Below are 26,940 nucleotides of genomic sequence, written 5' to 3'. Positions count from 1 at the left end.
ACGCAGTGTTCATGTTGTGCTATCACCTTTGGTGGCTCGCCATAGATAAAGTAAAACAGTTTATGGGAAATCAAGGCGAAAAGTGAGATGAACTGATATGAAAAAGCATAATAAGGCCTACAAATTTCGTCTGTATCCAACAGAAGAACAGGCATATCTGATACGTAAAACCTTCGGGTGTGTACGCTTTGTGTATAACAAAATGCTGGCTGAACGGAAAGAAGTATATGAAAAGTACAAAGAGAACAAGGAAGAACTAAAGAAACAAAAATTACCTACTCCTGCGAAATACAAAGCAGAGTATGAATGGCTGAAGGAAGTCGATTCATTAGCGTTAGCAAACGCTCAACTACACTTGCAAACCGCATATAAGAATTTTTTTAGTGGTCAAAGTGATTTTCCTACATTCAAAAATAAAAAAAGTAGAAAATCCTATACTACGAATAGGGTAAACGGAAATATTATGTTATTTCATGGTTATATCAAATTACCGAAACTAAAAATGGTACGACTGAAGCAACATAGAGAGATACCGAAAAACCATATCATTAAATCATGCACGATTTCGATGACACCAACTGGTAAGTATTACGTGTCTGTCTTGACTGAATATGAAAAGGAAATCGTCAAAAAAGAAGTAGAAAGTGTGGTTGGATTAGACTTTGCAATGGCTGAATTGTACGTGAGTAGCGAAGATGAGAAAGCCAATTATCCTCGTTTTTATCGTCAGATGTTAGACCGATTAGCAAATGCACAACGAGTATTAGCAAGACGTGTGAAAGGTTCAACGCGTTGGAATAAACAACGCATTCGTGTAGCTAAGTTGCATGAAAAGGTGGCAAATCAACGTAAGAATTTCCTTCATCATAAGTCTAAAGAATTGGCTACTCATTTTGATGTTGTAGCAATAGAAGACTTACATATGAAAGGAATGTCACGAGCACTTCGCTTTGGTAAAAGTGTTGCGGACAACGGTTGGAGGATGTTCACGACATTTTTAACATATAAGCTACAAGAACAAGGAAAACAACTTGTAAAAATAGATAAGTGGTTTCCTTCTACGAAGATGTGTAGTAGTTGTGGAAACAGAAAAGATATGTCACTATCTGAACGCACGTATGAGTGTTCTTGCGGACTAAAAATAAGTCGTGACTATAACGCAGCTATGAATATCAAAAAGGAAGCTATACGCTTATTAGCGTTGGCATAAATAGTAACAAAATTAACCTTTGGAACAAGGGAGTTAGCTCGGCTGTCCTAAGACGAATTCGTTAGCTATCAAAAGTAACGATTAACCGAGAAGCCCCCACTTCAAGTAAGCTCGTAAGAGATACTAAGTGGTGGGTAGTTCACTAGTGTAAGAAACGATTGTAAAATGGGTGATATCCATCTAGTTTTATGATAGATCACATGACTTTGAATGACTGCTGGAGTTTCGATAGGGTGAAAATATAGTTGCTCTTTCTGACAATTTTCTTGTACAACGATGTAAGGGAGAATAGAGATTCCTAACTCGCACATAACGGATTGTTTAATCACTTCAACATTGGAAGTCTCAAATGTTTTATCAGGAATATTCCCGCTTTGACGTAAATAACGATCTACCATCGGTCTATAGCCGCAACTTTGTTCTGTAAATATAAACTGAGTTTTCTGTAATAAACGGAATGGATCAGTGTCGGCAGGGGAATGAGCAGGTAAAATCCATCCAAATGCTTCATTACAAAAAGTATGTGTAATAAAATCATTATGTTCAATAGTTTCTCCAATTAAGAAGATAATATCGGTTTCTCCTTCATGTAGTTTTTTCATTGCTTGTTCATTTGTATTTGTCTCAAGAACGATATTTACTTTCGGATGTTCTTGTTTGTAAGTACGTAATAATTGTGGTAAACGATATACTGCCAATGATTCGTTAGATGTAATACTTAATGTCCCTTCCAAATGATTACTATTTTGAGGGATTTCTTGCGCTTTTTCATAAATAGCAAGTAATTCTAGTGCGTATGGATGAAATTGATGACCTGCTTTTGTAAGAAGTACTTTTTTCCCTAATCGATCGAAAAGAGGAATGTGTAAATCATTTTCTAATACTTTAATGTGCGCTGTAACAGTAGATTGCGCATAACCTAATGCATGAGCAGCTTTGGAAAAACCACCATATTTAACAATGGCACAAAATGTTTTAACATGCCTTATCTCCATAAGTGATACCTCTTTTATTATCATGATTTGTGAATGATTATATCATGTATTTCAATTTTTCAAATGATTAAATTTCTTTTAAAATTAAATTGTGAAAAAATTCATTCAAGCGATATTGGAGGAGAAAACATGAGTGAAAAGGGCTATCATGTAGCTATAGTTGGGGCTACAGGTGCAGTAGGTCAAAAAATTATTGAACTGTTAGAACGAGAAACAAAGTTTAATATAAAAGAAATTACATTGCTTTCGTCAAAACGCTCTGCTGGTAAAACAGTACAATTTAAAGGGCAAGAAATTATTATACAAGAGGCAAAAACAACTAGTTTCGAAGGGGTAGATATTGCATTTTTTAGCGCAGGCGGAGAAGTTTCTAGACAATATGTAAATCACGCAGTTTCTAGCGGTGCTATTGTAATTGACAACACAAGTGAATACCGAATGGCACATGATGTACCACTCGTTGTTCCAGAAGTAAATGCACACACTTTAAAGGAGCATAAAGGTATCATTGCAGTTCCGAATTGCTCAGCGCTACAGATGGTAACGGCCCTTCAGCCGATTCGAAAATCATTCGGTTTAGGACGGATAATCGTTTCCACATATCAAGCTGTATCAGGTTCGGGAATTCATGCGATTCATGAATTAAAAGAACAGGCTAAGTCGATGCTCGCAGGTGATGAGGTGAAGAGTACTATATTGCCTGCGAAAAAAGATAAAAAACATTATCCAATTGCGTTTAATGTATTGCCTCAAGTAGATATATTTACAGAAAATGATTTCACATTCGAAGAAGTAAAGATGATTCAAGAAACGAAGAAAATTTTAGAAGATCCAAATTTAAAAATGGTAGCCACTTGCGTCCGAGTTCCAGTTGTATCGGGACATTCAGAATCGGTTTATATTGAACTTGAAAAAGAAGCGACCGTTGCAGAAATTAAAGAAGTACTATTGAATGCACCAGGTGTTATTTTACAAGATAATCCTAATGAACAAATTTATCCAATGCCATTATATGCAGAGGGGAAAAGAGATACATTTGTAGGAAGAATCCGCAAAGATCCTGATACGCCAAAAGCATTCCATCTTTGGATAGTCTCTGATAATTTATTAAAAGGTGCAGCTTGGAACTCAGTTCAAATCGCAGAGACATTGGTGGAAAAAGGGATTATTTAGTGTAGGGTTATTTGAAAATTAAAAACGGTAATAACTGGGGAAATGTTAATTGGTATGCTTTCCTAGTTCTTACTTAATGAGTATTTTACTAACTTCAATTAAATATTAATTGAAGTTAGTTTTTATTGTATTTTTATAAATATCAACTTTATCTGCAGAAAATTTTAAAGCTTTAGGTTCTCCATTAATTGTAAGGTTAATATTAATTGTTAAAGGCATTTCGACCTTTTTCACTACATCTTCTATAGCAATATACTCATATTCTTGTTCGTTATAAAAAACAACGGAACTAATTAATACCTCGTTATTTTCAATATCAATACTACACATCATGGGGAATTTCTCGCCATTATTTAGTATTAATTTTCCCGATACTATTGAACCGTTTAACTCTTCTGTAAAATTTATTGTTTCTGCTGGTTTTACCCACGTCTCATCGCACTCTTCGTTTTCCTCTTCATCTAGTGCCCATTCCCATATTGGGTTTTGTTTTAAGTCTTCAATAGTTAATTCGTCAATTGGTTTGCTATTACTCATTAATATATTCTCCTCTTACCCTGATAAATGGATGATTAAAACAACCTATTCTTTAATTGTAAAATGTGGCTTTTTGTAATTCTATAAATACAAGTTTGCTCGTTTTAATAAATAGTGGATTGCCAATAAGAAGTTTCACTGTAGAGTTTTATCCATTTGAAATAATTTAATCTAATCTTGAAAGGTTGTACTAAAAGCCTATTCTTACGGTGATTTTAACAAGGTTTTAATTAGACAGCAAATAATGTCTTATGAAAAAGAAAACCGTGGTTGTAATGGAAGTATAGCAAAAAACATCAAGAATAAATAAAAGTATTTTGGTAGGATATGGATATATTCAGTGTAAAGGGGAGATTATGGTGTATCAAGTAAAGGGGTACTTTTCATCGCTAAAAGGAAGTCATTATAAAATTGGAAAACAGCAAGGGGAATTTGTGAAAAATCATCCGTATCTCATTCCACAATTTATACAGCAAGAACATTTAATATCAAATAACCATTGGACAGAATCTAGAAATGTACTAAACCAATATTGTCCAGGAATTAATGAAGAAATTGAAGGGTTTTGTGAAGTATTGAAAATTCCTTCTAGCAATATGATGTATTATTATCAAACACTATTAAAAGCAGGTTGTAGTCATTGTGCAGTATTACCACAAAAGACGGATTCAGAGCATACGTATGTATTAAGAAATTACGATTTATCACCAAAAATAGATGATATGCGTTTTTGCTTGACGCATGTTGAAGGTGCGTATGTACATAGTGGTTTTTCTACTCAATATTTCGGACGAACAGAAGGAGTTAACGAGCATGGGTTATCTGTTACATTTTCTGCATGTGGTCAACCTGTAGGGAATATTGAAGGTTTAAGAAAGCCGATGGTAAGTGGCTTGCAATGTTTTGCGGTAATTCGAGTATTATTAGAAAGATGTAAAAATGTGCAGGAGGCAAAGTTACTAATAGAAGAAATGCCAATCGCAAGTAATATTAATATAATCGTGACTGATCCTTTAGAAGCGGCACATATTGAAATATTTGATGGGCACAAATCAATAAAAACAATTGAAGATAATAATCATGCTTTTATTGTATCTACGAATCATGCGGTTAGTTTATCCATTAAAAAGCTAAATAATAGAAAGCTAGAACAATCTACGAAGAGATATCACATTTTACATGAGCATTTAAACCGAAATGAACATGTGAGTATGGAATCTTTAAAAGGATTGGTAGAGTGTGAATATCCTATAGGATTGACAGTGCATAACTATGAAGAATGGTTTGGGACGTTGCATTCTGTTTTGTTTGATTTACATGACCGTTCAATGAATATTTGCTTCGGATCGCCACTTTTCAACGAGTGGTACTCATTGAAAGTTGGAGAAAGCCTTCCGTTTTCCGAGGTGAGTGTGAACTTTAAAAATAGTAAATATACTGATTTTTGGAGAGAAGACAAAAATGAATGGATTCCTAAAGATTAAAAAGGGGTAAAATGGAGGGGCGGAAATAGACAGGAGGGGTTGCCATTGCTACAAGCTATGTTACCAATTGTTCTTATCTTTTCTCTAGTCGCTTCGATGTATATAATTTATCAAAAAAGAAAAAAAGCGGGGATAAAAGGATTAAAAAGTGCAGTAACTTCTATTTGTTGCTTTTTAATTGCAATATTAAATTTGTTTGCATATTGGCTTCATTTTGGAGGTGTTTTTACTTGGATATTTTCAATCGTATTATTGCTAGTGGGGGCATATTTTACAAAATATATTCCACTCTCTAAAAAGGTACATTAAAATTGTATGAGTTTATACGTATCGGTTTTATCCCATATTAACGGCCAGCCCGATTGTTGTGGGCTAATAATCAGTGGGGGATGAGCAAAACCCCCCACTGATTAAAGTTTCACTATATTTCGTAATGAAAAGAGATTATTCTATTAAGTCGATGTGCATCGGCTTAATAGAATAATCTTTTTTTTATGTTTATTTTTGTAGAGAATGTACTGTTATTTTTAGTTGTTCAATAAATTCACGGGTTGCAGCGCACATATATTTATCTTTTCTAAAAATAAGTCCTATATCTATTGTTGGAATGGGGTTTTTAATTCTAATAGCCTGAATGTGTTCGTTTTGCAAAAAGTCTATATACGGTTTTGGTAAAACTGTAATTCCCATACCTTTTGAAACCATTTGAATTAAAGCTTCCATCGTACTAATTTCTAAAATTGGTTTCGGTTTAAAGTTAAAGTTTTGACAATGGGATGTAATTAGTTCTGTTAAAAAGAAATTTTTAGGTAAAAGAATTAAAGGATAGTCCTGTAATTCTGCAATTGATACACAATCACGTTCAGTCAAAGTATGACCAGTGGGTACGACTAATGTAAGTTCACTTTTATAAAGCGGGATCGATACAACTTCTTTATCTTGTACCGGAAGAAATGTAATGCCAATATCTAATTCATTTTGTAATAATTTTTCACGAATTTCTCCTGTGCGAAGACCTAGTACAGAAAGCTTGATATTTGGATATAGAATATTGAAGTTCAATATGGCTGGCGGTAATAAATAATTTACGACGGTTAATAAAGAGCCGATTGTTAAGGAACCATACTGTAATCCATTTAAATCTTGAATGGCAGAGCGGGCTTGTTCGACTTCATGAAAAATTGTTTTACTATGCGATATTAAAATTCTTCCTGCTTCAGTTAAAGATATTTTTTTACCAATTCGATCGAAAAGTGGCATTCCCACTTCATGTTCTAATGCGCGTATTTGTTGACTTAGTGAAGGTTGTGAAATATTTAATTTCTCGGCTGCTTTTGTGAAATGTAATTCTTTTGAAACAGCTAAAAAGTATTCTAATTGCCGTAATTCGATGGGAATCACCTCAAGTTTAATTATAGGATATACCTATCATTATTATATAAATAATTGAATTGAACAATGGTTTTAAGGGATTTATAATCACCTTATCAGAAATGAATTGATTATAAAAAATGGATAGGGGGGTGAAATAATAAATCAATTTTTTGAAAAGTTATGCCGATAGTAAGAGGAGGAATTAAAATGACTAAAGCGTATGAAGTATTATCTCTAAATATAGGACTACCAAAAGAGGTTATTTATGGTGGGAAGTTAATTCAAACAGGGATAAATAAAAAGCAAGTAAAGGAACCGGTTTTTTTATCCTTTTTAAAGTTTAATGGAGATGGACAAGCGGATTTAGTTCATCATGGAGGGGTAGATAAAGCGGTTTGTGTTTATTCTGGTGACCATTATCCGTACTGGGAAAAAGAGTTGAATCAAGAGCTTGTATATGGGGCTTTCGGTGAAAATATAACAGTAAAAGGAATGCGTGAAGAGGATGTTTGTATCGGAGACACGTTTCAATTTGGAGAAGCGACTGTACAAATAACGCAGCCAAGACAACCATGTTTTAAATTAGCGAAGAAATATAACATTCCAAAGCTACCATTATATTTTCAAGATACAGGCTATACAGGGTTTTATTTTCGAGTATTAAAAGAAGGATGGATATCGCCAATTGATACTTTAAAGTTGTTGAAGCCTGATCCAAAAGGTGTGTCAGTTTCGTTTGCTAATCGCATAATGCATAAAGAAAAACAAAACTTTGAAGGACTCAAAAGAATTTTAGAAGTAAATGCACTTTCAGCTAGTTGGAGAAAAACGTTTGAAAAGCGTATAAAGGGAGAAGAAATTAATACGAAGGAACGACTTGAAGGAACAAAAGAATAAATGAATAATAATTTTATAAATGGTGCATTTGTAATAGTAAAAGTTAATTAGAAAGCACTATTTTTATATAATAAACAAATTAATATTTAAAAATCTTAATATTAATTTGTTTTACTTATCTTTAAATAGTCAAAAGAAAAAATAAATTCGACTATTTTTTATATTTTATGATACTATATTGATTTGAAAGACCTATTATTCTAGGAGTAGGTCATATAAGTATATTTAATTTAATGGAATTGATGTATGGAGGGACAACATGGGGAATGTTGATAATTTTGCAAATCTTCTATTAGAAGAACCGAAAAGGGAGCAGTTATTTCCTTTATTTGAAGAAGTGTTTGGGATTACAAGTCAAACATGGCATGATTTTTCAGCGAAAGGATATTGGGATTATACATACAAAGCATTATCATTTTTACAAGATGATAGTGTGATTGCAAATGCTGCGGCATTTTCACTTCCACTACTAATTAATGGTGAAAAAATAAGTGCAGCCGGTATTCAATCAGTAATGACACATCCGGATTTTCGTAGACAAGGACTTATGACACAATTGCTTAATAAGTTGATAGAAGAAATAGATAAGCAATGTGAATGTATTCTCTTGTTTACTGAAAATCCGAAACTATATACATCATTTGGTTTTCAAATTGTGCAGGAATATTTGATGACTGTACCATACGATAAAAAAAATAATAAAGATTCTTTGCTTAGAAAGTTAGATTTTTATAATGAAGAGGATAGACAATTAATAAGTGAAACCATTGCTAATAGCCAAAGGCTTTCTAATATGTTTTCAACATTAAACTACCAACCTTCTTTTTATTTAAATATGTATGATTCGAAATGGAATGAAAAACTGTATTATTCTAAGAAACTAGATACGATGATCGTTTATGAAGTAGAAAATGAAAAGCTAAAATTATTTGGAGTATTTGCTCTGGTACTTCCAATTTTAGATGAGTTATGCGAGGAAATTTCTGAATCGTTTAAGGAGATTGAATTTTATTTTTACCCAGATCAATTAGGAATTGATGATGTGCAATTAACAGAATTACAATCTAGTAAATATTTAATGGTTCGAAGTAATAAAGAGCTAGATTTTAAAGGTTATAAATTCCCGGTCTTAACGGAGTTTTAAATAGTAATTCAAACGCTTTTTTATGGAGGAATTATGAAAACATCATATATACCAAATCATATTGAGCAACTTACTGTAATGAACACACCTAAATACGCCAAACTGGAAGACAATCATACATTCATAGTCCATTCGAAAGAAGAAACAGATTTTTGGCTGAAAACACATTATGGTTTTGAAGTAATGAATGGCCATGTATTTTATGATGAGATAATGACAGATTTTCAGGCTGAAGTTCAATTGCGCATGAATCCAAATGCGATATACGATCAAGCGGGTCTTTTTGTTATGATTTCGGAAAACTGTTGGTTAAAAACATCTTTAGAATATATTCCTGAAGGTCCATCTCATCTAGGGGCTGTCGTAACGAATAATGGATATTCTGATTGGTCAACGCAAGACTATCCAAATGAGTTTGCGAGGAAACAACTAAGTTTTCGAATTATTCGAAAACTTAGTGATTATTCGATATATGTGAAAACAAATCAGCAATGGGAACAAATAAGAATCGCTCATTTGATGCAGGATATAGGTAATGTGCCTGTGAAAATAGGATTTTACACGTGTAGTCCTTCTAAAAATAATGGATTCGAGACCGAGTTTTTCGATTTTACAATTGAACAAATATAGATATAAAAACCGCATTCTTATTAAATGAGAATGCGGTTTTTATTAAGTTAAAGAGTATTCGTATCAACTGCCAGAAAAAATTCTCTGTGGATTAAAGTTCCATTTTATTGACTAAAAATGATTTAATACTTATCATTTAATAATGTTAAATATTAATTTGCATAATAAACTAGAAATAGTAAGGAAATAACAGTCTATATGACTTAAAGAAGGAGGGAGTTGAATTATACAATAATAATTTCATAAAAAAGGAGATTATGTATGAAATCATTCCGCAAGTTATTACAATATTTAAGACCATACATGTTCTTCGCTATAATCGGACCATTATTTATGGTACTGGAAGTTGCGATGGACCTAATTCAACCGACTATAATGCAGCATATTATTGATGTTGGCATTGCAAATCGGGATTTGAATTATGTAATAAAAATGGGGCTTCTAATGATAGGGGCGGCGGCGCTTGGATTAACTGGTGGGCTTGGCTGTATGATGTATTCTACAAAAGCAGCTGTTAATTTTGCTACAGATATAAGAAAAGAAGTGTTTACAAAAATTGAAACATTTTCTAGTAAAAATCGTGATTCATTCGGAACAGGTAAATTATTAACAATCGTAACAAATGATATTACATCAATTCAATCAGCGATGACTATGATGTTACGTGTCCTTGTTCGTGGTCCGTTATTGTTTATAGGTAGTATAATTATTGTTTTTGTAACAGCGAGAGAGTTATTTCCTATTTTACTTGTAGTTGTACCGATTTTATTAATTGCGATTGTACTCATTGCGAGTCAAGCGAGCGGATCGTTTAAAAAGGTGCAAGAAGCATTGGATAAAGTAAATACAAAGTTACAAGAAAATTTATCTGGAGTACGTGTTATAAAAGCGTATGTAAGACAGAAATATGAAATCTCACAGTTTGGAAATGTTAACAAAAACTTAACGAAGATAAATATTCGGGCTGTGCAGCTCATTTCGTTAATGATGCCGATTATTATGCTAGTTGTAAATGGCGGGATTGTTGCAACTTTATGGATAGGTGGAGAAAAAGTATTTAATGGTACACTCCAAGTAGGGGCTATTTTAGCTTTTATTAACTATTTAAATATCATTTTAATGTCACTTATGTCTATTAGTATGGTATTTATTCAAATTGCACGTGCTTTTCCATCTGCGGATCGTGTACAGCAAGTTTTAGATACTGAAGTGGACATTGTAAGTGAAACAAATGCATTTGACACAGAGCATGTAGAAGGAAGTATTGAGTTTAATCATGTTAGCTATAGCTACACAAAAAATAATGAATATGTTTTAAAGGATATTTCATTTAATGTTCGTAAAGGTGAAAAGGTAGGGATTATCGGTTCTACAGGAAGCGGTAAGTCTACATTAGCAAAGTTACTACCACGTCTTTATGATGTTGATCAAGGAGAAATATGTATTGATGGTATAAATGTAAAAACATATGATCTCCAAAAACTTCGCGCATCAATCGGCTTTGTACCTCAAAAGGCAGTGTTGTTCTCCGGGAGTATAGAAGAGAATATGCGTTATGGCAAAGAAAATGCCTCACATGATGAATTAGAAATAGCTGCTTCATCTGCCTGTGCGAGTGAGTTTATTAATAAGCTAGAGGACTCTTATCAATATAACTTAACACAAGGTGCAACGAATTTATCTGGTGGTCAAAAACAACGCTTATCCATTGCAAGAGCGCTTGTGAGAAAGCCGTCAATTCTTATATTAGATGATTCTACATCAGCAGTTGACGCAAAATCCGAGGCAAACATACAAGAAGCATTAAGAACAGAGTATAAAGGAACAACGATATTATTAATTGCATCCAAAATCTCTTCTATAATGGATGCCGATAAAATTCTTGTACTAGATAACGGTGAATTAGTTGGAAATGGTACACATGAACAACTGTTAGAACAATGTGAAGTCTATCAGGAAACTTATCTTTCCCAAGGTGGCAATATACAGAAAGAAGGCGGGAAAGAAAATGCGTAATTTTCAAGGACAATTTGCTAATAAAGGTGGACGTAACGCACCGAAGATGGGAAAAGCGCAGAATACTAGAGGAACTGTAATGCGGATATGGAACTATATGGGGTATCAAAAAGCCTCGCTTATGTTCGTTATTTTTCTAGTATTTGTTACTACATTACTCGGATTATTAGGTCCGTATTATATGGGAGTAATTATTGACCAATACATTGTGCCAAAAGATTTAAGTGGTATTGCGAGAATGTGTATGCTACTTATCGCAATTTATGGTATAACGGTGCTTCTAACATGGCTACAAACGTTTGTAATGATTAACGTTGCATTAAAAACAATACAAAAAATACGACAAGATATTTTTGAGAAAATCCAAACACTTTCGCTACGATTCTTTGATATTCGTTCTCAAGGTGATTTAATGAGTCGAGTGACAAACGATATTGATAATTTAAATCAAGCTTTGACACAAAGTGTTGTACAGATTATTTCATCAGCGTTAACATTTATAGGTGTAACGATTGCGATGTTTTCATTAGATTGGATTTTAGCAATTGTAACTTTAATTACAGTGCCAATTATGTTTTTCGTTACAAAAAAACTAGTTGCATATAGTGGTAAAAACTTTGCGAAGCGTCAAAAAGATTTAGGTGAATTAAACGGATTTATCGAGGAAGCTATTACAGGTGCAGACGTTACAACATTGTACGGAAAAGAAAAAGAAACAGTACAGAATTTTAATAAGATAAATGAACAACTAAGAGTTTCAGCTACAAAATCTGATACGTTTTCAGCTTTTATTTTTCCAAGCATGAACTTTATTAATAACTTAGGAATGGGGCTTGTAATTGGTGCTGGATCCGTTATGGTTTTAAATGGTATGACAACAGTAGGTGTTATTGCGGCTTTTATTAACTATTCTCGTCAATTTTCAAGACCTCTTAGTCAATTTGCAACTTTAATGAATACGATTCAAGCTGCAGTTGCTGGAGGAGAACGCGTCTTTGAAATTATGGATGAAGTACCAGAAATTCAAAATAAAAAAGATGCATTAGTTGTACAAAAATTGCAAGGAAATGTAGTGCTTGAGAAAGTTTCATTTGGGTATGCGGAAAATAAAACGATTTTAAAAGATGTGAGTCTTGAGGCAAAACCTGGTGAGACAATCGCTTTAGTTGGTCCAACTGGATCAGGAAAAACAACAATTATTAATTTGTTAACTCGCTTTTATGATATTCAAAAAGGACAAATTAACATTGATGGAAAAGATATAAAGAATTATGATATTAATTCTTTGCGAAGTAAAATAGGGGTTGTTTTACAAGATACGTATTTATTTGCAGGAACAATAATGGATAACATCCGTTATGGACGTTTAAATGCAAGTGATGAAGAAGTAATTGCAGCAGCTAAAGCAGCTTCAGCTCATTCTTTTATTAAGCATATGCCAAGTCAATATGAAACAGAAATTGCTTCAGAAGGATCGAATTTAAGTCAAGGACAAAAACAACTCCTTGCAATTGCGAGAGCGATTTTAGCCGATGCAGATATATTAATTCTCGATGAAGCAACATCTAATATTGATACGAGAACAGAATTGCAAATTCAAGCTGGATTAAATAATTTAATGAGAGGGAGAACAAGTTTTGTAATCGCTCATCGACTTAAAACCATTGAAAAAGCAGATCAAATACTCGTTATTAAAGATGGTAGTATTTTTGAAAGAGGGAATCATGAGTCTCTAATGGAAGATAGAGGATTTTACTTCGATTTGTATACGAGTCAGTTTAAAATTTAACAAAATATTGATGTAATGCGGTTTCTCGTAAAAGAGAAACCGCATTTTTAATTATATAAGTATGGATTTCTAATCTTTTGGTAGTATTAATTGTTAGGAAAACATAAATCGGGAAATACAGTTTGGTATTCTGGATTAATCGAAGATCAGTAGTTAAGGTTGCATAGTATTTATAGTTTTTTTCTAATTTTTCAAGTGTTGTCAAATAAATATTCTTCATTATAAAAATGAGAAATCAAAGTAGCCTTAATGAAAACCTCCTCCTTATATAAAACTCTTCTTATTTAGTATGATATGGTGCGGATTTTGTTGCTAGAAGGCGCCCACCTTACGACTTCAAAAGTAAAAAGGATAGGTGAGAGGATCTACAGTTAAAAATTAGCATAGCTATGGACCTAGTTGATAATAATTGAAATAGCACTAAAAACTAATAAAATTGCCATAATGATGTTAAATAGTTGGTTATGTTTTAATAAAAGTTTTTGGAATAGCGAACCGAATAGGCACCAACTAAACGTACTCATTAAACCGACTACACCTAAAAATAATGAAAAAAGAAGGTAACTAGAATATGAATTGTAGTAAGGGAGAATAAAAGTTGATACTACAGTCAGTCCGAATAAAATTCCTTTTGGGTTAACGAATTGAAGTGCAATTCCTACTAAAAATAAACTTTTATAACTTTTTTTCTTTGTATCTATGTTGCTTTTACTAGTGAGTATTTTAAAAGCTAAATACAGCATATAAGCTACTCCTAAAAATTTTAAAGGGAATTCAATTATTGGCAAAATGTTTATAAGTACGATATTAAAGAAACTACATAAAGAAGTGATGATGAAAAAACCGAAAGCCACTCCTAAACAAAATTTAATGCTTCTTTTTAACCCATGTTGGTTGGCGTATGTCATAGCTAAAAAATTGTTAGGGCCTGGTGTGAAGCTGCTAATAAAGACGAATATTAAAAAAGAAAATATAGACATTTCAAAACCTCCCTGTAATTTGTATGTTATAATGACCGAAAAGAACAATATAACGTGTGCTTTTTATTATACATAACGGACGTTATATTGTATATGATATAGGGGTGTTTTTTATGGAGGAAATTCAACTTATCCTTGCAAAAAATTTAAAAGCTATTCGAGAGAAAGAAAAGCTGAGTTTAGAAAAAGTTTCACAATTAAGTGGTGTAAGTAAAACGATGATCGGACAAATTGAAAGGGGAGAATCTAGTCCGACACTTACAACGATTTGGAAAATTGCTAATGGACTGAAAGTGTCTTTTACTTCTTTAATCAATAATCCACAGCCAGATACGAAAGTTGTTTTACGAAATGATGTTCAAGTATTATCTGAAGGCAATGGGAGATATAAAGTTTATCCATCATTTCCTTTCCAAGATGATAGACATTTTGAAATCTATACTGTTGAAATTGACACTGAAGGAAAGTTAAGTTCTGAAGCGCATAAAGAAGGAACTGAAGAATTTATAACGGTGTTTGATGGTGAATTGACAATTGAAGTAAATGATTGCCAATATAAATTAAATAGTGGAGATTCAATTAGGTTTAAAGCGGATAGACAACATAGTTATTATAATTCAGGAGACATTCTAACGCGGTTGAGTATGACAATATATTATCCAGTTTCATAAAATGGTATTTACATAAAAATTATAATGAGATTCGTAAGTATAAAACCATCTATATAAGGTGGTTTTTATTTTGTGACAAATTATAAAAAAAGACACTCGTTTGAGTGTCAACACAGTATTGCTCTCGCGTATAGGATTGGAGAATGTTTCTCGAATACAAATTGAGAGATGATTAGTAAAAGAGAAACTGTCTTCACATTTAATGTAACATCGGTAAGGGATGGAGTAAATTGATAATGTTTATACGGAATATTTAGTATAGATAGTTTCTACTATTGTTATAAGGGAATCTTTTGTTGGTAGAGGAAAGTATATTATTAATTTTTTTTAATAATTAATGTGGATGATGAAATTGAGAAATTATTGGATATACAAGAAAAATTAAAATTTGGATTTTTACTATACATTTGAATTTGTTTATCATTATTATAGGCTCTGTTAAAAAAGATTGTTGATAACGGCTAACACACTCCCAATTGGGAGTGTGTTTGTAATCATGAAAGCCTTTCGTAATTTACTAAATCACATCAATAAAATTGACTCTCGTCAGCAAGAACAATTATTTTGGACATTGAAAAATAAACTCTTTCCAATTATTCAATCAGGTTCTGTTGTGAACGACATGAGAAAAACTCGTTTTGCTGAGGGGTTCGTTTGTCCGCATTGCACAAGCCAATTTGTTGTCCGATTTGGTAAATACAAAGGTCGGCAACGTTATCGTTGTAAGGCTTGCCGTAAAACATTTAATGACTTAACCAATACTCCTATGCATGGCACTCGTTATCCGAAATTTTGGGCAGAGTTCATTAAATTGATGTTTGAAGGTCTATCTCTTCGTAAATGCGAACAAATATTAGGAATCAAATGGGTTACACTCTTTTATTGGCGACACAAAATATTAAATGCACTAAAAGAAATCGAGATTGAAGGATTCGAAGGTATCGTCGAAGTGGACGAGACCTATTTCTTTTACTCTGAAAAGGGAAAGAGGGGTATCGTTGGTCGTAAAGCTCGTAAACGTGGCGGTGTATCAAAATATCGTGGCATCAGTCGTGAACAAGTTTGTGTATTGGTAGCTCGTGACCGCAACAAACAAACGGTGTCGAAAGTAACTTGTATGGGACGAATTGTGAAATCAAAAGTAGAAGAAACAATTGGTCATTTATTAGATGTGGGTACTATTCTTTGTACAGATGCTTGGAGAGCATACATGACGTACGCAAAAGAAAAAGGCATGGAACATTATCGTATTAATACATCAAAAACGGGTCATGTCATTAAAGGAATTTATCATATCCAAAATGTGAATGGCTATCATGCTCGCTTAAGTCAATGGATGAATCGTTTTAAAGGGGTCGCAACAAAATATCTTGATCATTATTTGGCATGGTTTCAATTCCTTGAAATGAAGGGGTTTGATGCTACCACATCGAATATAAAAGAGGTCTTCGTACGCACAAGTCTTTGCGAACATCATTTGAAAAATGAAGATATTCGTCAATTAAATTTAACCATCTAATAAACCGAAGTTAAAGGAACGAAGGTGAGTAATGTATGTATGGAGTTATTGCAAAATTTGATGAAAAGACAGAACAAATTATTAAAGATATATGGAGAGAATTACGAGAAAAATCAATATCGTTTTATGCAGATGAAGTAGTGAACAGAGTGCCACATATTACATTAGCAAGTTACAATGAAATAGACAAAAATGAATTTATTGAACAGATCGATAAATTTTATGATGATAAGGTAGGTTTTGAAATAACCTTTAATTCGATCGGGTCATTTTTAAATTCAGGAACGCTCTTTTTATCACCCACCATTAATAGACAATTGTTAGAATTTCACTCTAATCATCACAAAAATTTTATAAAGTACAATGACAATCCTAATTCATTATACTTACCTGACAAATGGCTACCACATTGTACCTTAGCAAATAGATTGACTCCAGAAAAATTATCAGAAGCATTTACATATTGTTTAAAAAGGAATGATACTATAAAAGGTATGATTGAAGAAATTGCAATCTTAGAAATAGTTTGTAAAAATAATGTTCCCATAATTTTCTCGAAACGATTAAATAACAATTAAATGTATCAATTTATTAATGAGTTTGGATAAAAAATAACGAATGTCTAATTAGACATTCGTTATTTTTTATCTTTTATCAACATTTTACTTTAATAGAGCCTTATTATAAAAAAGATGAATCTTGTTCCTTACAGAATTCATCTTTTGAAAAATTATACTATTTATCAGGAAAGTCTTTCATTTAAGGGATGCGATAAAGTCGATTTGTATAAGCTATATACTATTTGTTTTTATTACAATTACACCCTTTTTTCTTTACATAGCCTTGTTGGGCTAAATCTCTTTGCGATTGGGAATTGGAAGATTGAGAATTCGAAGTTTGAGAGGATGCTGAAGAGCTACTAGTTTTATTATGAGAGTAGTTTTTTCGATAGTTATTATTACTCATAGCACTTTCACCTCCAATATAATATATAAATATTATATGTATGTACTCTATTAATTGTTACGATAAAGAATAAGAAAAGAAGATATACAATAAAAATCTCCTAGGTATTTTCCGGGGAGATACATGGTGTTTTTTTGAAAATGTATAAATTAATATCCCCAGTAAAGAGGGAAATAATATGAATCTTGGTAATATAAATTTTGTTGTTGAGTAGGGGGGGTGATTGGTTTATCATACCTCGGTTTTGATTACAGTTTGCGGGAGGTCCAATTACTGTAGTGGATTGAATAGGCGATATTGCTTGTTTCCATTGCTGTTCATCGAGACAATAAGTATGAGCCATCATATTAGCTGGGGTTAATCTTAAAATATCAGATCCAAAAATAACTTCAGGGGTAGGGGCATCAAAAATAGCTAATAAATGTGTGTTATCAGTTGTTGCGATCTCATAATGCCACCAAGCTTGCGGGACATTTGCAACTTGCCCTGGTTTTATAGGTAAGTTTAAAATTTGATTCGTAAACGGATTAAGTAACGAAACGACAGCGGACCCTGAAATACAATACACGAGTTCAGCTGCATTTTGATGAATGTGTGGTTCTACAACATTACCTGTACTTAAATAAATATCTAACAAAGAAGTGTTTTCTAATGTATTTAACTGTTTAATGCTAAGTACGTTTATATAATTTTGAGCATCTTTTTAAAAAAAATTACTTTTACTTAAATCATGAGTGAAATTGGTTGATGGGGAAGTGTAGTCGACATTAGAAGTCAATTGTATTACCTGCCTTTCTATTTGAAAGTCATTGTACAAAATTAGGATATGAGTCTAGTTTTTGGAGTGTGCATTTGTAGTTATCTAAATGAATTTTCAATAATTTATCAACAAATGAAATCAAACATTAAATTAATTTGCAATAAAAAATCAATACATTTGCAAAAAATAAAAATAATGTTAACATAGTTCATTTTATATTCACATAATATGGTTTTAATTGCTTTATCTAAAAAGAATTTCTCTCGTGCAAAATAGTGTCCCGATACGTAAGTTATCCTATTAAATACGGTATTAGACAAAAAGATTTTCTATATGAACTAAAGGGAATAAGGGCGTATAAGAAAATATTGAAAAAGGATGTGAAGAGTGGTTTTATGATTGAGGATGAACCTAGATGAGTTGAAATGCTGTTAAAAGCCAAGCTTCAAGAGAAATATATATCAATTGTGAAATGAGGTTGATTATAATGGCATGGATGATGATACTAGCACTTACGATATCTTCAAGCATTGATAATTTTGGTGTAGGTATTTCATATGGAATACGTGGTATTCGAATAAATGCCTTCTCAAACTTTATTATTTCTGTCATTTGCTTTCTTTTTAGTGCAGCAGGAATTTATTTTGGTGTCTGGCTATCTAAAGTATTGCCTGGAATATTTCCGGTGATCGTTGGTTCATTACTTTTAGTGATTATTGGTATTCGTATTATGTTACTCGCCATGCCACGAAAAAATAAAGAAGTGGCATCTATAAGAGAAGTAGAGGGAGAAACTTCAAATAAAGATGGGGTCTCCGGAAGTCTGAAAACAATTATGAAAGATCCAACGAAGGCAGATATTGATAAGTCTGGAAGTATTGGGTTTGTTGAATCTCTTTTCCTTGGTGTCGCTCTTTCAGCAAATGCTCTTACAAATGGATTAGGTGCTGGTTTATTAGGATTATCACCTATTGCAATTTGTTTAGCTGCATCAATAGCTAGCTTTATAACTGTGTGGGCAGGCGTAGTACTAGGAGAAAAAGTAGCAAATGTAAGAATTGGAAAGTTCACGATTGGACAGTTTGGGACGCTTATTAGTGGTGTTTTATTAGTTATTATTGCTTTTACTGCATTTTTAGATTAGTAGGATAAAAAACTAGCAATTTTACTATAACGGTTTCGGATTTGAAGTGCAAAATTAAAAACAGCCATAAAAAAAGCAACGCTTCCTTTATTAGAGGGCATTGCTTTTTTCTTTACGATAATTTCTGTTCAATCATTAATTGAGCTTTAGCTGTATGAACATAATTTAGCCAGTCTATTGATACGTTTTGTTTTGTATTGAAATAGCTTTCAACTACATCTAAATGAGATAATTCCGTATTAATTGAAACGGGATTACCGTTTAATTTAGTACTGTACATATAATGTGCTTTTTCAGGAAAAGCAGCAAATGTAAAATCAATAATTGTAGAACCTTTAGGCAAATAAATGGGCCTTAAGTTAGTGGTATAAGTAGTAATAGTATTTTCAAATAGCTCATATGAGACTAGGTCATGAAAGATGAAAGGATCTTTCGTTAATAAATGGTTATTAAAAATTGTATCATCAAGTATGCTATATGAAATCTTTTTGATATCATTATCGAAATTATTTAATAAATAAAAAACGCCACTATTATTTATCCTCTTTGCCAATCGTGTTTGAATAATAATTACTTGTTCAACATCATTAATAGTAATTTTAGTTTTTAAATTAGAGTTAAAATGGTTATTTTCAAGCGCTATATTATCTTCGAAAGATTTTATATTAGGCTTATATAATTGATGAATCATTCCAAGGATTGTATAGCAATCAAGCACACTTGAAGTTGTGATATATATTTGAGAAACTTTCGATATGTCTTGTGCCTCTTGAAGTTGCGAGTAAGCAGAATAAATGGGGGTGAAATTATAATGTAATTCAAATGAAAGGTTAGTATCATAAAAGTTATTAATATCTCTATTTAATTCGACTATATTTTCTTGAATTTGTTTTACGTAGCCATTTAAAAAGTTTCGCATGTTTTCATATCGCTCTTTATGGAGATGTTTGAAAGCTAGATTTTCCAATTCATGCTGGATATCGTATAAACCTAATCGTTTTGCAAGTGGTGCAAATAATGTTAATGTTTCATTTGCATAAGCTACTTGTTTCGCTGGTTTTTTTATACCCAAAGTTTTTATGTTATGAAGACGATCTATAACTTTAATAATGCTAACACGTATGTCTTGTTGAGAAGCTAGTAATAACTTTTTAAAATTAGTTGCTTCGTATAATGCTTTCTCTGGATTTTGTTGTTTATTTACTTTGGTTAACCCATCTACAATATATCGAATGGTCGTACCAAAATGCGACTCCACTTCTTCTAAAGAATGATCGGTGTCTTCTACGACATCATGTAATAACGCAGCAATCAAAGTTGTAGCATCAGCTTTATAATGTAATAAAATTTCTGTAATAGCAAAAGGGTGAATAATATATGGTTCTCCTGTTTGACGGTATTGTCCATCATGTGCTTGCTTGGCAAATTGTATAGCTTTTTTCATTAGCCTTAATTCTTCAGGTTGTAGATAATTTGCCTTTTGTAATAAAACCTCATTCATATAAATCCATCCCTTAAAGTTATTTCTAATAATAATTCTATATAATATGATAAAGACCTTTGAAAATGGCAATGAAATTATAAAATAATGTAATTCTTTAAAAGTAAAAGAAGATACTTTGTTTACTATTAAGTTATTTCAAAAACAATATAACCGGATTATAAATAAAGTGGATAATATAAAAATGCATTTTTATGTCACATCCTTCCATCATCGTTCGTCTTGTAAGTAGAACGAGAAGGAGGGATTTTTTATGAATAAATTTGATATAGCAATTGTTGGCGGGGGGCTTGCTGGGTTAACGGCATCTATATATTTAGCGAAAAAAGGAAGAAAAGTTGTTGTATTAGAAAAATCTAGCCGTTTTGGTGGCAGAGCGATGACAATAAATAAAAATGGCATCTATATGAATCTTGGAGCACATGCTTTATACCGCGGAGGAGAAGCATTCTTAACATTTAACGAGCTTGGTATGAATCTTACGGGAGGAATACCGTCCACGAAAGCACACGGAATATGGAAAGATGAGGTATATACAATCCCAACTGATTTCCGTACCATTTTATCAACGCCGTTACTTTCATGGTCAGCTAAAATACAATTTTCTCGTCTTATGATTCATTTAGGGAAATTGGATATAAGTGTGATTCCAAAAATGAGTCTTTCTGTATGGGCAGAAAAAGAAATACAGGATCCTATGGTACGAAATATATTTTATGCGTTATGCCGAACAACGACATACACATTTGCTCCTACCATCCAATTAGCATCGTCTGTATTAAAACAAATACAACGTTCGATGAAAGAAGGAGTTTTTTATGTAGATGGTGGTTGGGAGACAATTATAACAAAATTAAAAGATATAGCTATAAATGCTGGTGTTAAATTTCAGGAAAGTAAGCATGTTTTGGAAATAGAACATTGTGAAGATATACAAAAAATACGCTGTTTAGACGATGATATATTCGAAACTGATGCTGTTATCGTGACGATTCCAGTGAAAGAAGCTTGTAAAATAATAAAAAGCGCAGAAAAAACTAGTTTGCACGTATGGGGTGAACAATCGTTACAAGTGACAGCAGCTGCATTAGATATTGGTTTGAAACGATTACCTAATCCTACCCATCAATTTGCATTAGGGTTAGATCAACCTGTATTTTTTACGAACCAATCGAGATCAGCTAAGTTAAGTGAAGATGGATCGATAGTTGTAAGTTTGATTAAGTATCATAATCCTATGGAAGAAATAAATAGTATTAATAATGATAAAGAACAGTTAGAAAAAACGATGGAGCTATTACATCCTAATTGGAAACGAGAAGTTGTTGTTAAGCAATATTTACCTAAAATAACTGTTGTTCATGATTTTCCGCATATTGGCCGAGGAGAAAATCCGGGGCCTGCAATTCCTGAAATGCCAGGCGTATACGTAGCAGGAGATTGGGCTGGGCACAATGAAGTATTAGCTGATGCAGCAGTAGCAAGCGGGAAACGAGCGGCATTACACATTTTAAAGCAATTAGAAAGAGAGGCAATTCAGCATGGAAACGGAGCAATTATATGAAGCGCATAAACCTTTATTATTTTCTTTAGCTTATCGAATACTGGGGAGTGTTATGGACGCTGAAGATATAGTCCATGACGTATTTATTTCATTAAATAACATGGATGATAGTCAGTCTGTTGAAAATATAAAAGCTTATTTATGTAAAATGGTAACTAATCGTTCAATTGATAAATTACGTTCCGCGGCACATAAGCGGAACGTATATATTGGAATGTGGTTACCTGAGCCGCTTGTGGAAGAAAATGATAACCCGTTTGAGTCATTCGTAATGAAGGAATCTCTTTCTACAGCATATCTTTTACTTTTACAACAGTTATCTGAAGTAGAAAGGGTTGTATTCATATTAAGAGAAGTTTTTGGTTATGATTATGAAGAAATAGCCTTAATAGTTGGTAAGAGTAGTGTGAATTGCCGGAAGGTATTTCAGCGTGCACGAAAGAGTATTTTGGATAAACCGAAGCATCAGAAATTAAGTACGAAACTAATGGCCACTTATGTTGAAAAATTTGTAGCATCATTACAACGAGGAGATGCACAAGGGATGTTAGAAGTTTTAAAAACAGATGCGATATTCAAAGCAGATGGTGGGGGGAAAGTTACTACTGCTATAAATCCGATTTATTCTGCAGATAGAATTATACGTTTGTTCTTTGGAATTGCAAAAAGGTTACCAGGTGAGTATGCTGTTGATTTCAAAATGGTAAATGGTGCACCGGGTGTCATTGTAAAAATAAATAATAAGGTGACTTATGTGCTTTCATTTGCATTTCATGATGGGAAAATTTCAAACATTTATATGATGGTTAATCCAGAAAAACTTATGCATTTAAATAAAAATAAATAAAGACGTACTTCAGTTGAAGCGCGTCTTTATTCATTCACTGCATTATTTGTGAGAAAAATGACTCCAGCCTCAAAACTTGGTGAAAGTAAAAAGGCTAGGTAGACAAAGCTTTACTTTATTTCTCTAACATTTCAAGAGGTACATCTTTTTCGCCAGCTACCTCAAATTTAATTTCCCCGTCTTCTTCATAAATGCGTTTAATAATCGGTATAGTTATCATTAGTTTTTTATGCTGTTTACGTCTTCTAGCAGCATCTAAGTTAATCACGTTCATGTGTAAGCATCCTTTCTCACAGAAATATATAAACAAAAGAAAATGCGTCCGAAAAGGGCGCTTAGTTGAATTAGAAATACCGATTCATTTAAATGGGGCATAGATTATTTTATAATTGCAATTTGATTGTAAAATAATGTAACGAAATAATTACACGTAGAAATTAACTTTACCAAAAAACGAAACAATATGCTATAAAAAATTTAATTATTTGTCATATAACAGGAAAAAGGTTTACATTTCGCATATAATGAAAAGTAGACGTGCATCATGAACTTTTTCATCATATTGCTTGGAAAGGCGATGGAGAAAATGAATACTCTAGATTCATTATTATTGCAACTTGAACAATATGGAGAAGAGCATGATCGACATAAAGAAAAACGAGAAGAAAAATTACGAAATATTTCTCGCGAAATGGGACAGTTTTTATCAGTTTTAGTAAAGGGGTGCAATGCAAAAAACATTTTAGAAATTGGAACTTCAAATGGTTATTCTACATTGTGGCTAGCAAATGCGGTAGATGAAACAAATGGAAATGTTACAACTGTAGAACTTTCTTCAGAACGGGTTGGAGAGGCGCTTGAAAATTTTGAAAAGGCAAATCTTACACAGCGAATCGATATTCATAATCAAGAGGCTGGGGCATTTTTAGATTCTCAAGTAGATTGTTCATTTGATTTTATTTTCCTAGATTCAGAGCGCACGCAATACATGTGGTGGTGGGAACATATAAAACGTATGTTAGAACCAAAAGGTTTTCTTGTTATTGATAATGCAACTTCTCATGCGGAGGAACTAGCAGAATTTATAAAGATGATTGAAGAAGATGATACGTTTGAAACGGTGTTATTAGCTTTTCAAAAGGGAGCATTTGTTGCGCGAAAGAATAATTAGAAGTGAGCTTAATATTATTATCACATTGAAAGATAACATATGTCAAAAAATAGAGTACTGTATGATTTTAAGGAAGTTGATAAATGGAATTAATAAAGGTAATCCATGAAGAATCGGCCTTTAGCATGTTGCTCTCTAGGTCTTAAGTCTGAGGAAAATAATGTTGAGAACAGGTATACTTATACTAAGAAACAGGGAATGACTGCATAAGCAGGTATTTCTTGAAAAATCGATTTCAAACAAGAAAAATGTATATGAAATACGATATATTAGACGAAATATAGTGCACATAAATTCGCACATATAAATAAAGGAGCGATTTTGTTGACTGAACTCGAGAAAAAGGAACCTGTATCGATTGTAAAAGATAATAATGTAGAAGTAGTGGTTGATACAGTAATAAAAGATGCAGAACTTGAAGAATTGAATAAAGAAGCGGATCTTTATGTACAAAAGTTAAATAGCGAGCAAAATACAGATTTATCAAAAGTATTGTCCCAGCTTGGAGACTTGGGAGATAAAGAGCAACAAGCGGCAGGACAAACGCTATCGGCATTAAAACGTCCTGTAACAGCGATGATGAATGGAAAGAATGAAGAAATTCCAAATACATTGTTAGAATTGCGAAAAGTGGTATCTGAACTTGATCCGAACTCATTAAAGGCAACTGGTATGAAGAAACTTATGTTTAAAGTGTTCAAGAAAAATCCACTTGAAAATTACGTGCATAAATATCAATCTATAGATAAGCAAATCGAGGAGATTATTAGATCACTTCTAATTGGCCGTGATAACTTGCAAGAGGATACTGTTGGTCTTGAAATGTTAAAAGAACAATCACATGATAAAATTCACGCTCTTGATAAACAAGTATACTTAGGTAGAAAACTTGCTGGAATGCTTGAGGCTGAGAAACAAAATCCAGAGCGTCAAAGGGATATTCCATTAATAAACGATGCATTAGAAAAGATACTTGTACGTACACGTAATATGCAACAAGCAAAAAGTGTGTTATTACAATCTATCGCATCTGTAGATATTATTAAGAAAAATAATGAAAAGTTAACAGAGGCAATTCGTAATGCGATTACGATGACACAAAATGTAGTAACGGTTTCAGCTGCAATACAGCTTGCATTAACAAATCAACGTAAAACAATCGATGCAGTTAATGCGACAAATGAAGCGATCGAATCAATGGTACTAAGCAATTCTCAAGCATTGAAACAAAATACAGAAGAAACAACAAAACTTCTGGAAAATCCTGCTATTAGCATGGATAAATTACGTGAATCATTCCAAAATGTATTCGCTGCTATTGAAGCATCTGAGAAATCGTCAGAACGTATTATCGAGTCTAGTAAGAAGTTTGTAATTGAACTTGACACATTTAATGATGAGATGAAGCAGAAACTCATACAACATCCAAAGAAATAACAGATCATTTGAGGAGGTGAAAAAATGAGTTTCATTCAAGGAGTATTATTACTATTAGGTTCATTACTATTAATAGCATTTTCTGTCGTTGTTTTAGTTGTATACTTCGGACGTAAACTTTATTTTTCATGGACGAAACCATATAAGAGAGCGCAAGATTCTATTGAGAAGTTATCGAATAAATCAACACCGTTTTTACAAGAATTTACGCAGCACCCACTCTTTTATCGCTGGATTCGGACTGAAGGGACAAAAGAACAAAATACATTAAATACACTTTTCTGTACATCGGGCCAACGTACGAGAGAGCAAGTATTCTCAATGTTACCGAAAGAGAAGCAGAAAAAAGTACATGTGATGGCAAAAACAACGAAAAAGCTTACAAATGAAGATATCGATATCGCAACGATGAAAGTGAAAAATTTCTTGAGACAAGAAACACAGCAAACTGTTAAACCGACAGACCTATCGTTTTATAAATTGTATTTTTATGATCGATACCCTGATGCATTAAATACAATTCAAGCGTACAAACGATCGATTAATCCTTCATTACAAAGAACGGTTGATGACATTACAATTTCAGTATTGAATGCACTTCCATACTATCAAGAACAACGTATGTTTGAACAACAACATAAACTTGAAACGTTTTTAATGAAAGACTTAACAGCGATGTTATCATTAGTGGTACAACTACCACCATCACAACGTCCTGAAAAAGAAGAAGAATTAAAAATTTACTTGCAAAATTTCCAAAAAGAAATGGAAGCAGTAGAACGTGATATTCGCGACTCCATTGATCATGATTTGAATGTGAAAATGAGAGCAGCGACTGAGAAATTTAAGAATAAATAGAAGAGACCGCCCTCAAAGCTAAGTAATTCGGCTTTAAGGCGGTTTTTTTAATAAGGGATTTATAATCATTATACCCTTTTGTATCCACTCACGTGTATTAACGTATATATCATAATAGCTTCTTTGTCCAGCGGTTGTGTTAGCGTTGTTGGGATCATCAACAATATTTCTCCATACACTAGATGGACTTATGTGAAACTGTATATATGATTTTTTTGTTTAATAGCCATATTTAATCCTTTTACAAGCGCATTTACATTTAAATGCTGCCTT

24 protein-coding genes and 3 pseudogenes are annotated in these 26,940 nt (G+C 32.7%); 18 read left to right on the top strand and 9 right to left on the bottom strand.

Annotation, left to right across the window (positions count from 1 at the left end; genetic code table 11):
- Positions 1-97 precede the first annotated feature (97 nt).
- Entirely contained in the window at positions 98-1,210 is a 1,113-nt protein-coding gene (locus BAU28_RS20590; protein WP_071719786.1) for an RNA-guided endonuclease TnpB family protein, read from the top strand.
- Positions 1,211-1,311: 101 nt separating this feature from the next.
- Here the strand turns inward: BAU28_RS20590 and BAU28_RS20585 are convergent, their stop codons facing one another.
- Entirely contained in the window at positions 1,312-2,229 is a 918-nt protein-coding gene (locus tag BAU28_RS20585) for a LysR family transcriptional regulator (RefSeq protein ID WP_116500415.1), read from the bottom strand.
- Positions 2,230-2,334: 105 nt separating this feature from the next.
- On the opposite strand from BAU28_RS20585, the gene BAU28_RS20580 reads away from it, so the two are divergent.
- Complete coding sequence (locus BAU28_RS20580) at positions 2,335-3,378, top strand: aspartate-semialdehyde dehydrogenase (protein WP_071719784.1); 1,044 nt, start codon at positions 2,335-2,337, stop codon at positions 3,376-3,378.
- A gap of 105 nt (positions 3,379-3,483) precedes the next feature.
- Here BAU28_RS20580 and BAU28_RS20575 read toward each other — a convergent pair whose 3' ends face one another.
- The gene (locus BAU28_RS20575) at positions 3,484-3,915 is read right to left on the bottom strand and encodes a hypothetical protein (RefSeq protein ID WP_071719783.1); all 432 of its coding nucleotides are present in this window, start codon (positions 3,913-3,915) and stop codon (positions 3,484-3,486) included.
- A gap of 359 nt (positions 3,916-4,274) precedes the next feature.
- Between BAU28_RS20575 and BAU28_RS20570 the strand changes: the two genes are divergently transcribed.
- Both BAU28_RS20570 and BAU28_RS20565 read left to right on the top strand, forming a co-directional pair.
- Positions 4,275-5,399: a C45 family autoproteolytic acyltransferase/hydrolase gene (locus tag BAU28_RS20570; RefSeq protein ID WP_071719782.1), complete on the top strand. Its 1,125-nt coding sequence runs from the start codon at positions 4,275-4,277 to the stop codon at positions 5,397-5,399.
- 45 nt (positions 5,400-5,444) lie between these two features.
- Positions 5,445-5,708, top strand: coding sequence for a hypothetical protein (locus BAU28_RS20565; RefSeq protein ID WP_071719781.1), 264 nt, complete (start codon positions 5,445-5,447; stop codon positions 5,706-5,708).
- 189 nt (positions 5,709-5,897) lie between these two features.
- On the opposite strand, the gene BAU28_RS20560 is transcribed toward BAU28_RS20565, so the two are convergent.
- A complete protein-coding gene (locus BAU28_RS20560) occupies positions 5,898-6,800 on the bottom strand; it encodes a LysR family transcriptional regulator (RefSeq protein WP_071719780.1) in 903 nt (300 codons plus the stop codon).
- 180 nt (positions 6,801-6,980) lie between these two features.
- On the opposite strand from BAU28_RS20560, the gene BAU28_RS20555 reads away from it, so the two are divergent.
- The 5 genes from BAU28_RS20555 to BAU28_RS20535 all read left to right on the top strand — a co-directional run bounded on the left by BAU28_RS20555 (position 6,981) and on the right by BAU28_RS20535 (position 13,249).
- Positions 6,981-7,670: an MOSC domain-containing protein gene (locus BAU28_RS20555; protein ID WP_071719779.1), complete on the top strand. Its 690-nt coding sequence runs from the start codon at positions 6,981-6,983 to the stop codon at positions 7,668-7,670.
- 259 nt (positions 7,671-7,929) lie between these two features.
- A complete protein-coding gene (locus BAU28_RS20550; protein ID WP_071719778.1) occupies positions 7,930-8,814 on the top strand; it encodes a GNAT family N-acetyltransferase in 885 nt (294 codons plus the stop codon).
- Positions 8,815-8,847: 33 nt separating this feature from the next.
- The gene (locus tag BAU28_RS20545; protein ID WP_071719777.1) at positions 8,848-9,444 is read left to right on the top strand and encodes a DUF1349 domain-containing protein; all 597 of its coding nucleotides are present in this window, start codon (positions 8,848-8,850) and stop codon (positions 9,442-9,444) included.
- A gap of 261 nt (positions 9,445-9,705) precedes the next feature.
- Entirely contained in the window at positions 9,706-11,460 is a 1,755-nt protein-coding gene (locus tag BAU28_RS20540) for an ABC transporter ATP-binding protein (protein ID WP_071719776.1), read from the top strand.
- Complete coding sequence (locus BAU28_RS20535; protein WP_071719775.1) at positions 11,453-13,249, top strand: ABC transporter ATP-binding protein; 1,797 nt, start codon at positions 11,453-11,455, stop codon at positions 13,247-13,249. Before BAU28_RS20540 ends, BAU28_RS20535 begins: the two co-directional genes overlap by 8 nt.
- 86 nt (positions 13,250-13,335) lie before the next feature.
- On the opposite strand, the pseudogene BAU28_RS31065 reads toward BAU28_RS20535, so the two are convergent.
- Positions 13,336-13,457 (bottom strand): annotated as a pseudogene (locus BAU28_RS31065) (glycosyltransferase family 2 protein); the annotation flags it as partial.
- A 187-nt stretch (positions 13,458-13,644) separates the two neighbouring features.
- On the bottom strand, positions 13,645-14,229 hold the full coding sequence (locus tag BAU28_RS20530; RefSeq protein ID WP_002171953.1) for a LysE family transporter: 585 nt from the start codon (positions 14,227-14,229) through the stop codon (positions 13,645-13,647).
- 56 nt (positions 14,230-14,285) lie between these two features.
- Between BAU28_RS20530 and BAU28_RS20525 the strand changes: the two genes are divergently transcribed.
- The 3 genes from BAU28_RS20525 (at position 14,286) to BAU28_RS20515 (ending at position 16,997) form a co-directional block, all read left to right on the top strand.
- Positions 14,286-14,900, top strand: coding sequence for a helix-turn-helix domain-containing protein (locus BAU28_RS20525; protein WP_116500411.1), 615 nt, complete (start codon positions 14,286-14,288; stop codon positions 14,898-14,900).
- Between the two features lie 493 nt (positions 14,901-15,393).
- Positions 15,394-16,419 carry an IS1595 family transposase gene (locus BAU28_RS20520; RefSeq protein WP_071719789.1) on the top strand — a complete coding sequence of 342 codons (1,026 nt, stop codon included), beginning with the start codon at positions 15,394-15,396 and terminating at the stop codon, positions 16,417-16,419.
- Positions 16,420-16,454: 35 nt separating this feature from the next.
- Entirely contained in the window at positions 16,455-16,997 is a 543-nt protein-coding gene (locus tag BAU28_RS20515; RefSeq protein WP_071719774.1) for a 2'-5' RNA ligase family protein, read from the top strand.
- Positions 16,998-17,534: 537 nt separating this feature from the next.
- Here the strand turns inward: BAU28_RS20515 and BAU28_RS20510 are convergent.
- A pseudogene (locus BAU28_RS20510) lies at positions 17,535-18,163 on the bottom strand (cupin domain-containing protein).
- A 466-nt stretch (positions 18,164-18,629) separates the two neighbouring features.
- Between BAU28_RS20510 and ytaF the strand changes: the two are divergent.
- Positions 18,630-19,289 carry a sporulation membrane protein YtaF gene (gene ytaF, locus BAU28_RS20505; protein WP_197088219.1) on the top strand — a complete coding sequence of 220 codons (660 nt, stop codon included), beginning with the start codon at positions 18,630-18,632 and terminating at the stop codon, positions 19,287-19,289.
- Positions 19,290-19,401: 112 nt separating this feature from the next.
- On the opposite strand, the gene BAU28_RS20500 is transcribed toward ytaF, so the two are convergent.
- The gene (locus tag BAU28_RS20500; protein WP_071719773.1) at positions 19,402-20,790 is read right to left on the bottom strand and encodes an HD domain-containing protein; all 1,389 of its coding nucleotides are present in this window, start codon (positions 20,788-20,790) and stop codon (positions 19,402-19,404) included.
- A 253-nt stretch (positions 20,791-21,043) separates the two neighbouring features.
- Between BAU28_RS20500 and BAU28_RS20495 the strand changes: the two genes are divergently transcribed.
- Both BAU28_RS20495 and BAU28_RS20490 read left to right on the top strand, forming a co-directional pair.
- The gene (locus BAU28_RS20495) at positions 21,044-22,354 is read left to right on the top strand and encodes a phytoene desaturase family protein (RefSeq protein WP_071719772.1); all 1,311 of its coding nucleotides are present in this window, start codon (positions 21,044-21,046) and stop codon (positions 22,352-22,354) included.
- On the top strand, positions 22,332-23,201 hold the full coding sequence (locus tag BAU28_RS20490; protein WP_071719771.1) for a sigma-70 family RNA polymerase sigma factor: 870 nt from the start codon (positions 22,332-22,334) through the stop codon (positions 23,199-23,201). Before BAU28_RS20495 ends, BAU28_RS20490 begins: the two co-directional genes overlap by 23 nt.
- A 115-nt stretch (positions 23,202-23,316) precedes the next feature.
- Here BAU28_RS20490 and BAU28_RS30500 read toward each other — a convergent pair whose 3' ends face one another.
- Complete coding sequence (locus BAU28_RS30500) at positions 23,317-23,475, bottom strand: hypothetical protein (RefSeq protein WP_002085567.1); 159 nt, start codon at positions 23,473-23,475, stop codon at positions 23,317-23,319.
- 303 nt (positions 23,476-23,778) lie between these two features.
- On the opposite strand from BAU28_RS30500, the gene BAU28_RS20480 reads away from it, so the two are divergent.
- The 3 genes from BAU28_RS20480 to BAU28_RS20470 all read left to right on the top strand — a co-directional run bounded on the left by BAU28_RS20480 (position 23,779) and on the right by BAU28_RS20470 (position 26,667).
- Positions 23,779-24,372 (top strand): O-methyltransferase, encoded by a 594-nt coding sequence (locus BAU28_RS20480; protein ID WP_071719788.1) that lies wholly within the window; start codon positions 23,779-23,781, stop codon positions 24,370-24,372.
- Positions 24,373-24,696: 324 nt separating this feature from the next.
- A complete protein-coding gene (locus BAU28_RS20475; RefSeq protein WP_002171961.1) occupies positions 24,697-25,809 on the top strand; it encodes a toxic anion resistance protein in 1,113 nt (370 codons plus the stop codon).
- A gap of 24 nt (positions 25,810-25,833) precedes the next feature.
- Positions 25,834-26,667, top strand: coding sequence for a DUF3974 domain-containing protein (locus BAU28_RS20470; RefSeq protein WP_002171962.1), 834 nt, complete (start codon positions 25,834-25,836; stop codon positions 26,665-26,667).
- Positions 26,668-26,739: 72 nt separating this feature from the next.
- Here BAU28_RS20470 and BAU28_RS31060 read toward each other — a convergent pair.
- Positions 26,740-26,927: pseudogene (locus tag BAU28_RS31060) on the bottom strand (family 10 glycosylhydrolase); the annotation flags it as partial.
- Positions 26,928-26,940: the final 13 nt, after the last annotated feature.

Origin of the sequence: Bacillus paramycoides (assembly GCF_001884235.1) — a bacterium.
Classification (GTDB): Bacteria; Bacillota; Bacilli; order Bacillales; family Bacillaceae_G; genus Bacillus_A; species Bacillus_A paramycoides.
This window is presented reverse-complemented; position numbering and strand designations above follow the sequence as displayed.

Coding starts and splice junctions, on each gene's coding strand:
- BAU28_RS20495 (WP_071719772.1), top strand. CDS start 21,044: ATGAATAAATTTGATATAGCAATTGTTGGCGGGGGGCTTGCTGGGTTA.
- BAU28_RS20575 (WP_071719783.1), bottom strand. CDS start 3,915: ATGAGTAATAGCAAACCAATTGACGAATTAACTATTGAAGACTTAAAA.
- BAU28_RS20480 (WP_071719788.1), top strand. CDS start 23,779: ATGGAGAAAATGAATACTCTAGATTCATTATTATTGCAACTTGAACAA.
- BAU28_RS20550 (WP_071719778.1), top strand. CDS start 7,930: ATGGGGAATGTTGATAATTTTGCAAATCTTCTATTAGAAGAACCGAAA.
- BAU28_RS20490 (WP_071719771.1), top strand. CDS start 22,332: ATGGAAACGGAGCAATTATATGAAGCGCATAAACCTTTATTATTTTCT.
- BAU28_RS20535 (WP_071719775.1), top strand. CDS start 11,453: ATGCGTAATTTTCAAGGACAATTTGCTAATAAAGGTGGACGTAACGCA.
- BAU28_RS20590 (WP_071719786.1), top strand. CDS start 98: ATGAAAAAGCATAATAAGGCCTACAAATTTCGTCTGTATCCAACAGAA.
- BAU28_RS20580 (WP_071719784.1), top strand. CDS start 2,335: ATGAGTGAAAAGGGCTATCATGTAGCTATAGTTGGGGCTACAGGTGCA.
- BAU28_RS30500 (WP_002085567.1), bottom strand. CDS start 23,475: ATGAACGTGATTAACTTAGATGCTGCTAGAAGACGTAAACAGCATAAA.
- BAU28_RS20555 (WP_071719779.1), top strand. CDS start 6,981: ATGACTAAAGCGTATGAAGTATTATCTCTAAATATAGGACTACCAAAA.
- BAU28_RS20515 (WP_071719774.1), top strand. CDS start 16,455: ATGTATGGAGTTATTGCAAAATTTGATGAAAAGACAGAACAAATTATT.
- BAU28_RS20585 (WP_116500415.1), bottom strand. CDS start 2,229: ATGATAATAAAAGAGGTATCACTTATGGAGATAAGGCATGTTAAAACA.
- BAU28_RS20545 (WP_071719777.1), top strand. CDS start 8,848: ATGAAAACATCATATATACCAAATCATATTGAGCAACTTACTGTAATG.
- BAU28_RS20540 (WP_071719776.1), top strand. CDS start 9,706: ATGAAATCATTCCGCAAGTTATTACAATATTTAAGACCATACATGTTC.
- BAU28_RS20530 (WP_002171953.1), bottom strand. CDS start 14,229: ATGTCTATATTTTCTTTTTTAATATTCGTCTTTATTAGCAGCTTCACA.
- BAU28_RS20500 (WP_071719773.1), bottom strand. CDS start 20,790: ATGAATGAGGTTTTATTACAAAAGGCAAATTATCTACAACCTGAAGAA.
- BAU28_RS20470 (WP_002171962.1), top strand. CDS start 25,834: ATGAGTTTCATTCAAGGAGTATTATTACTATTAGGTTCATTACTATTA.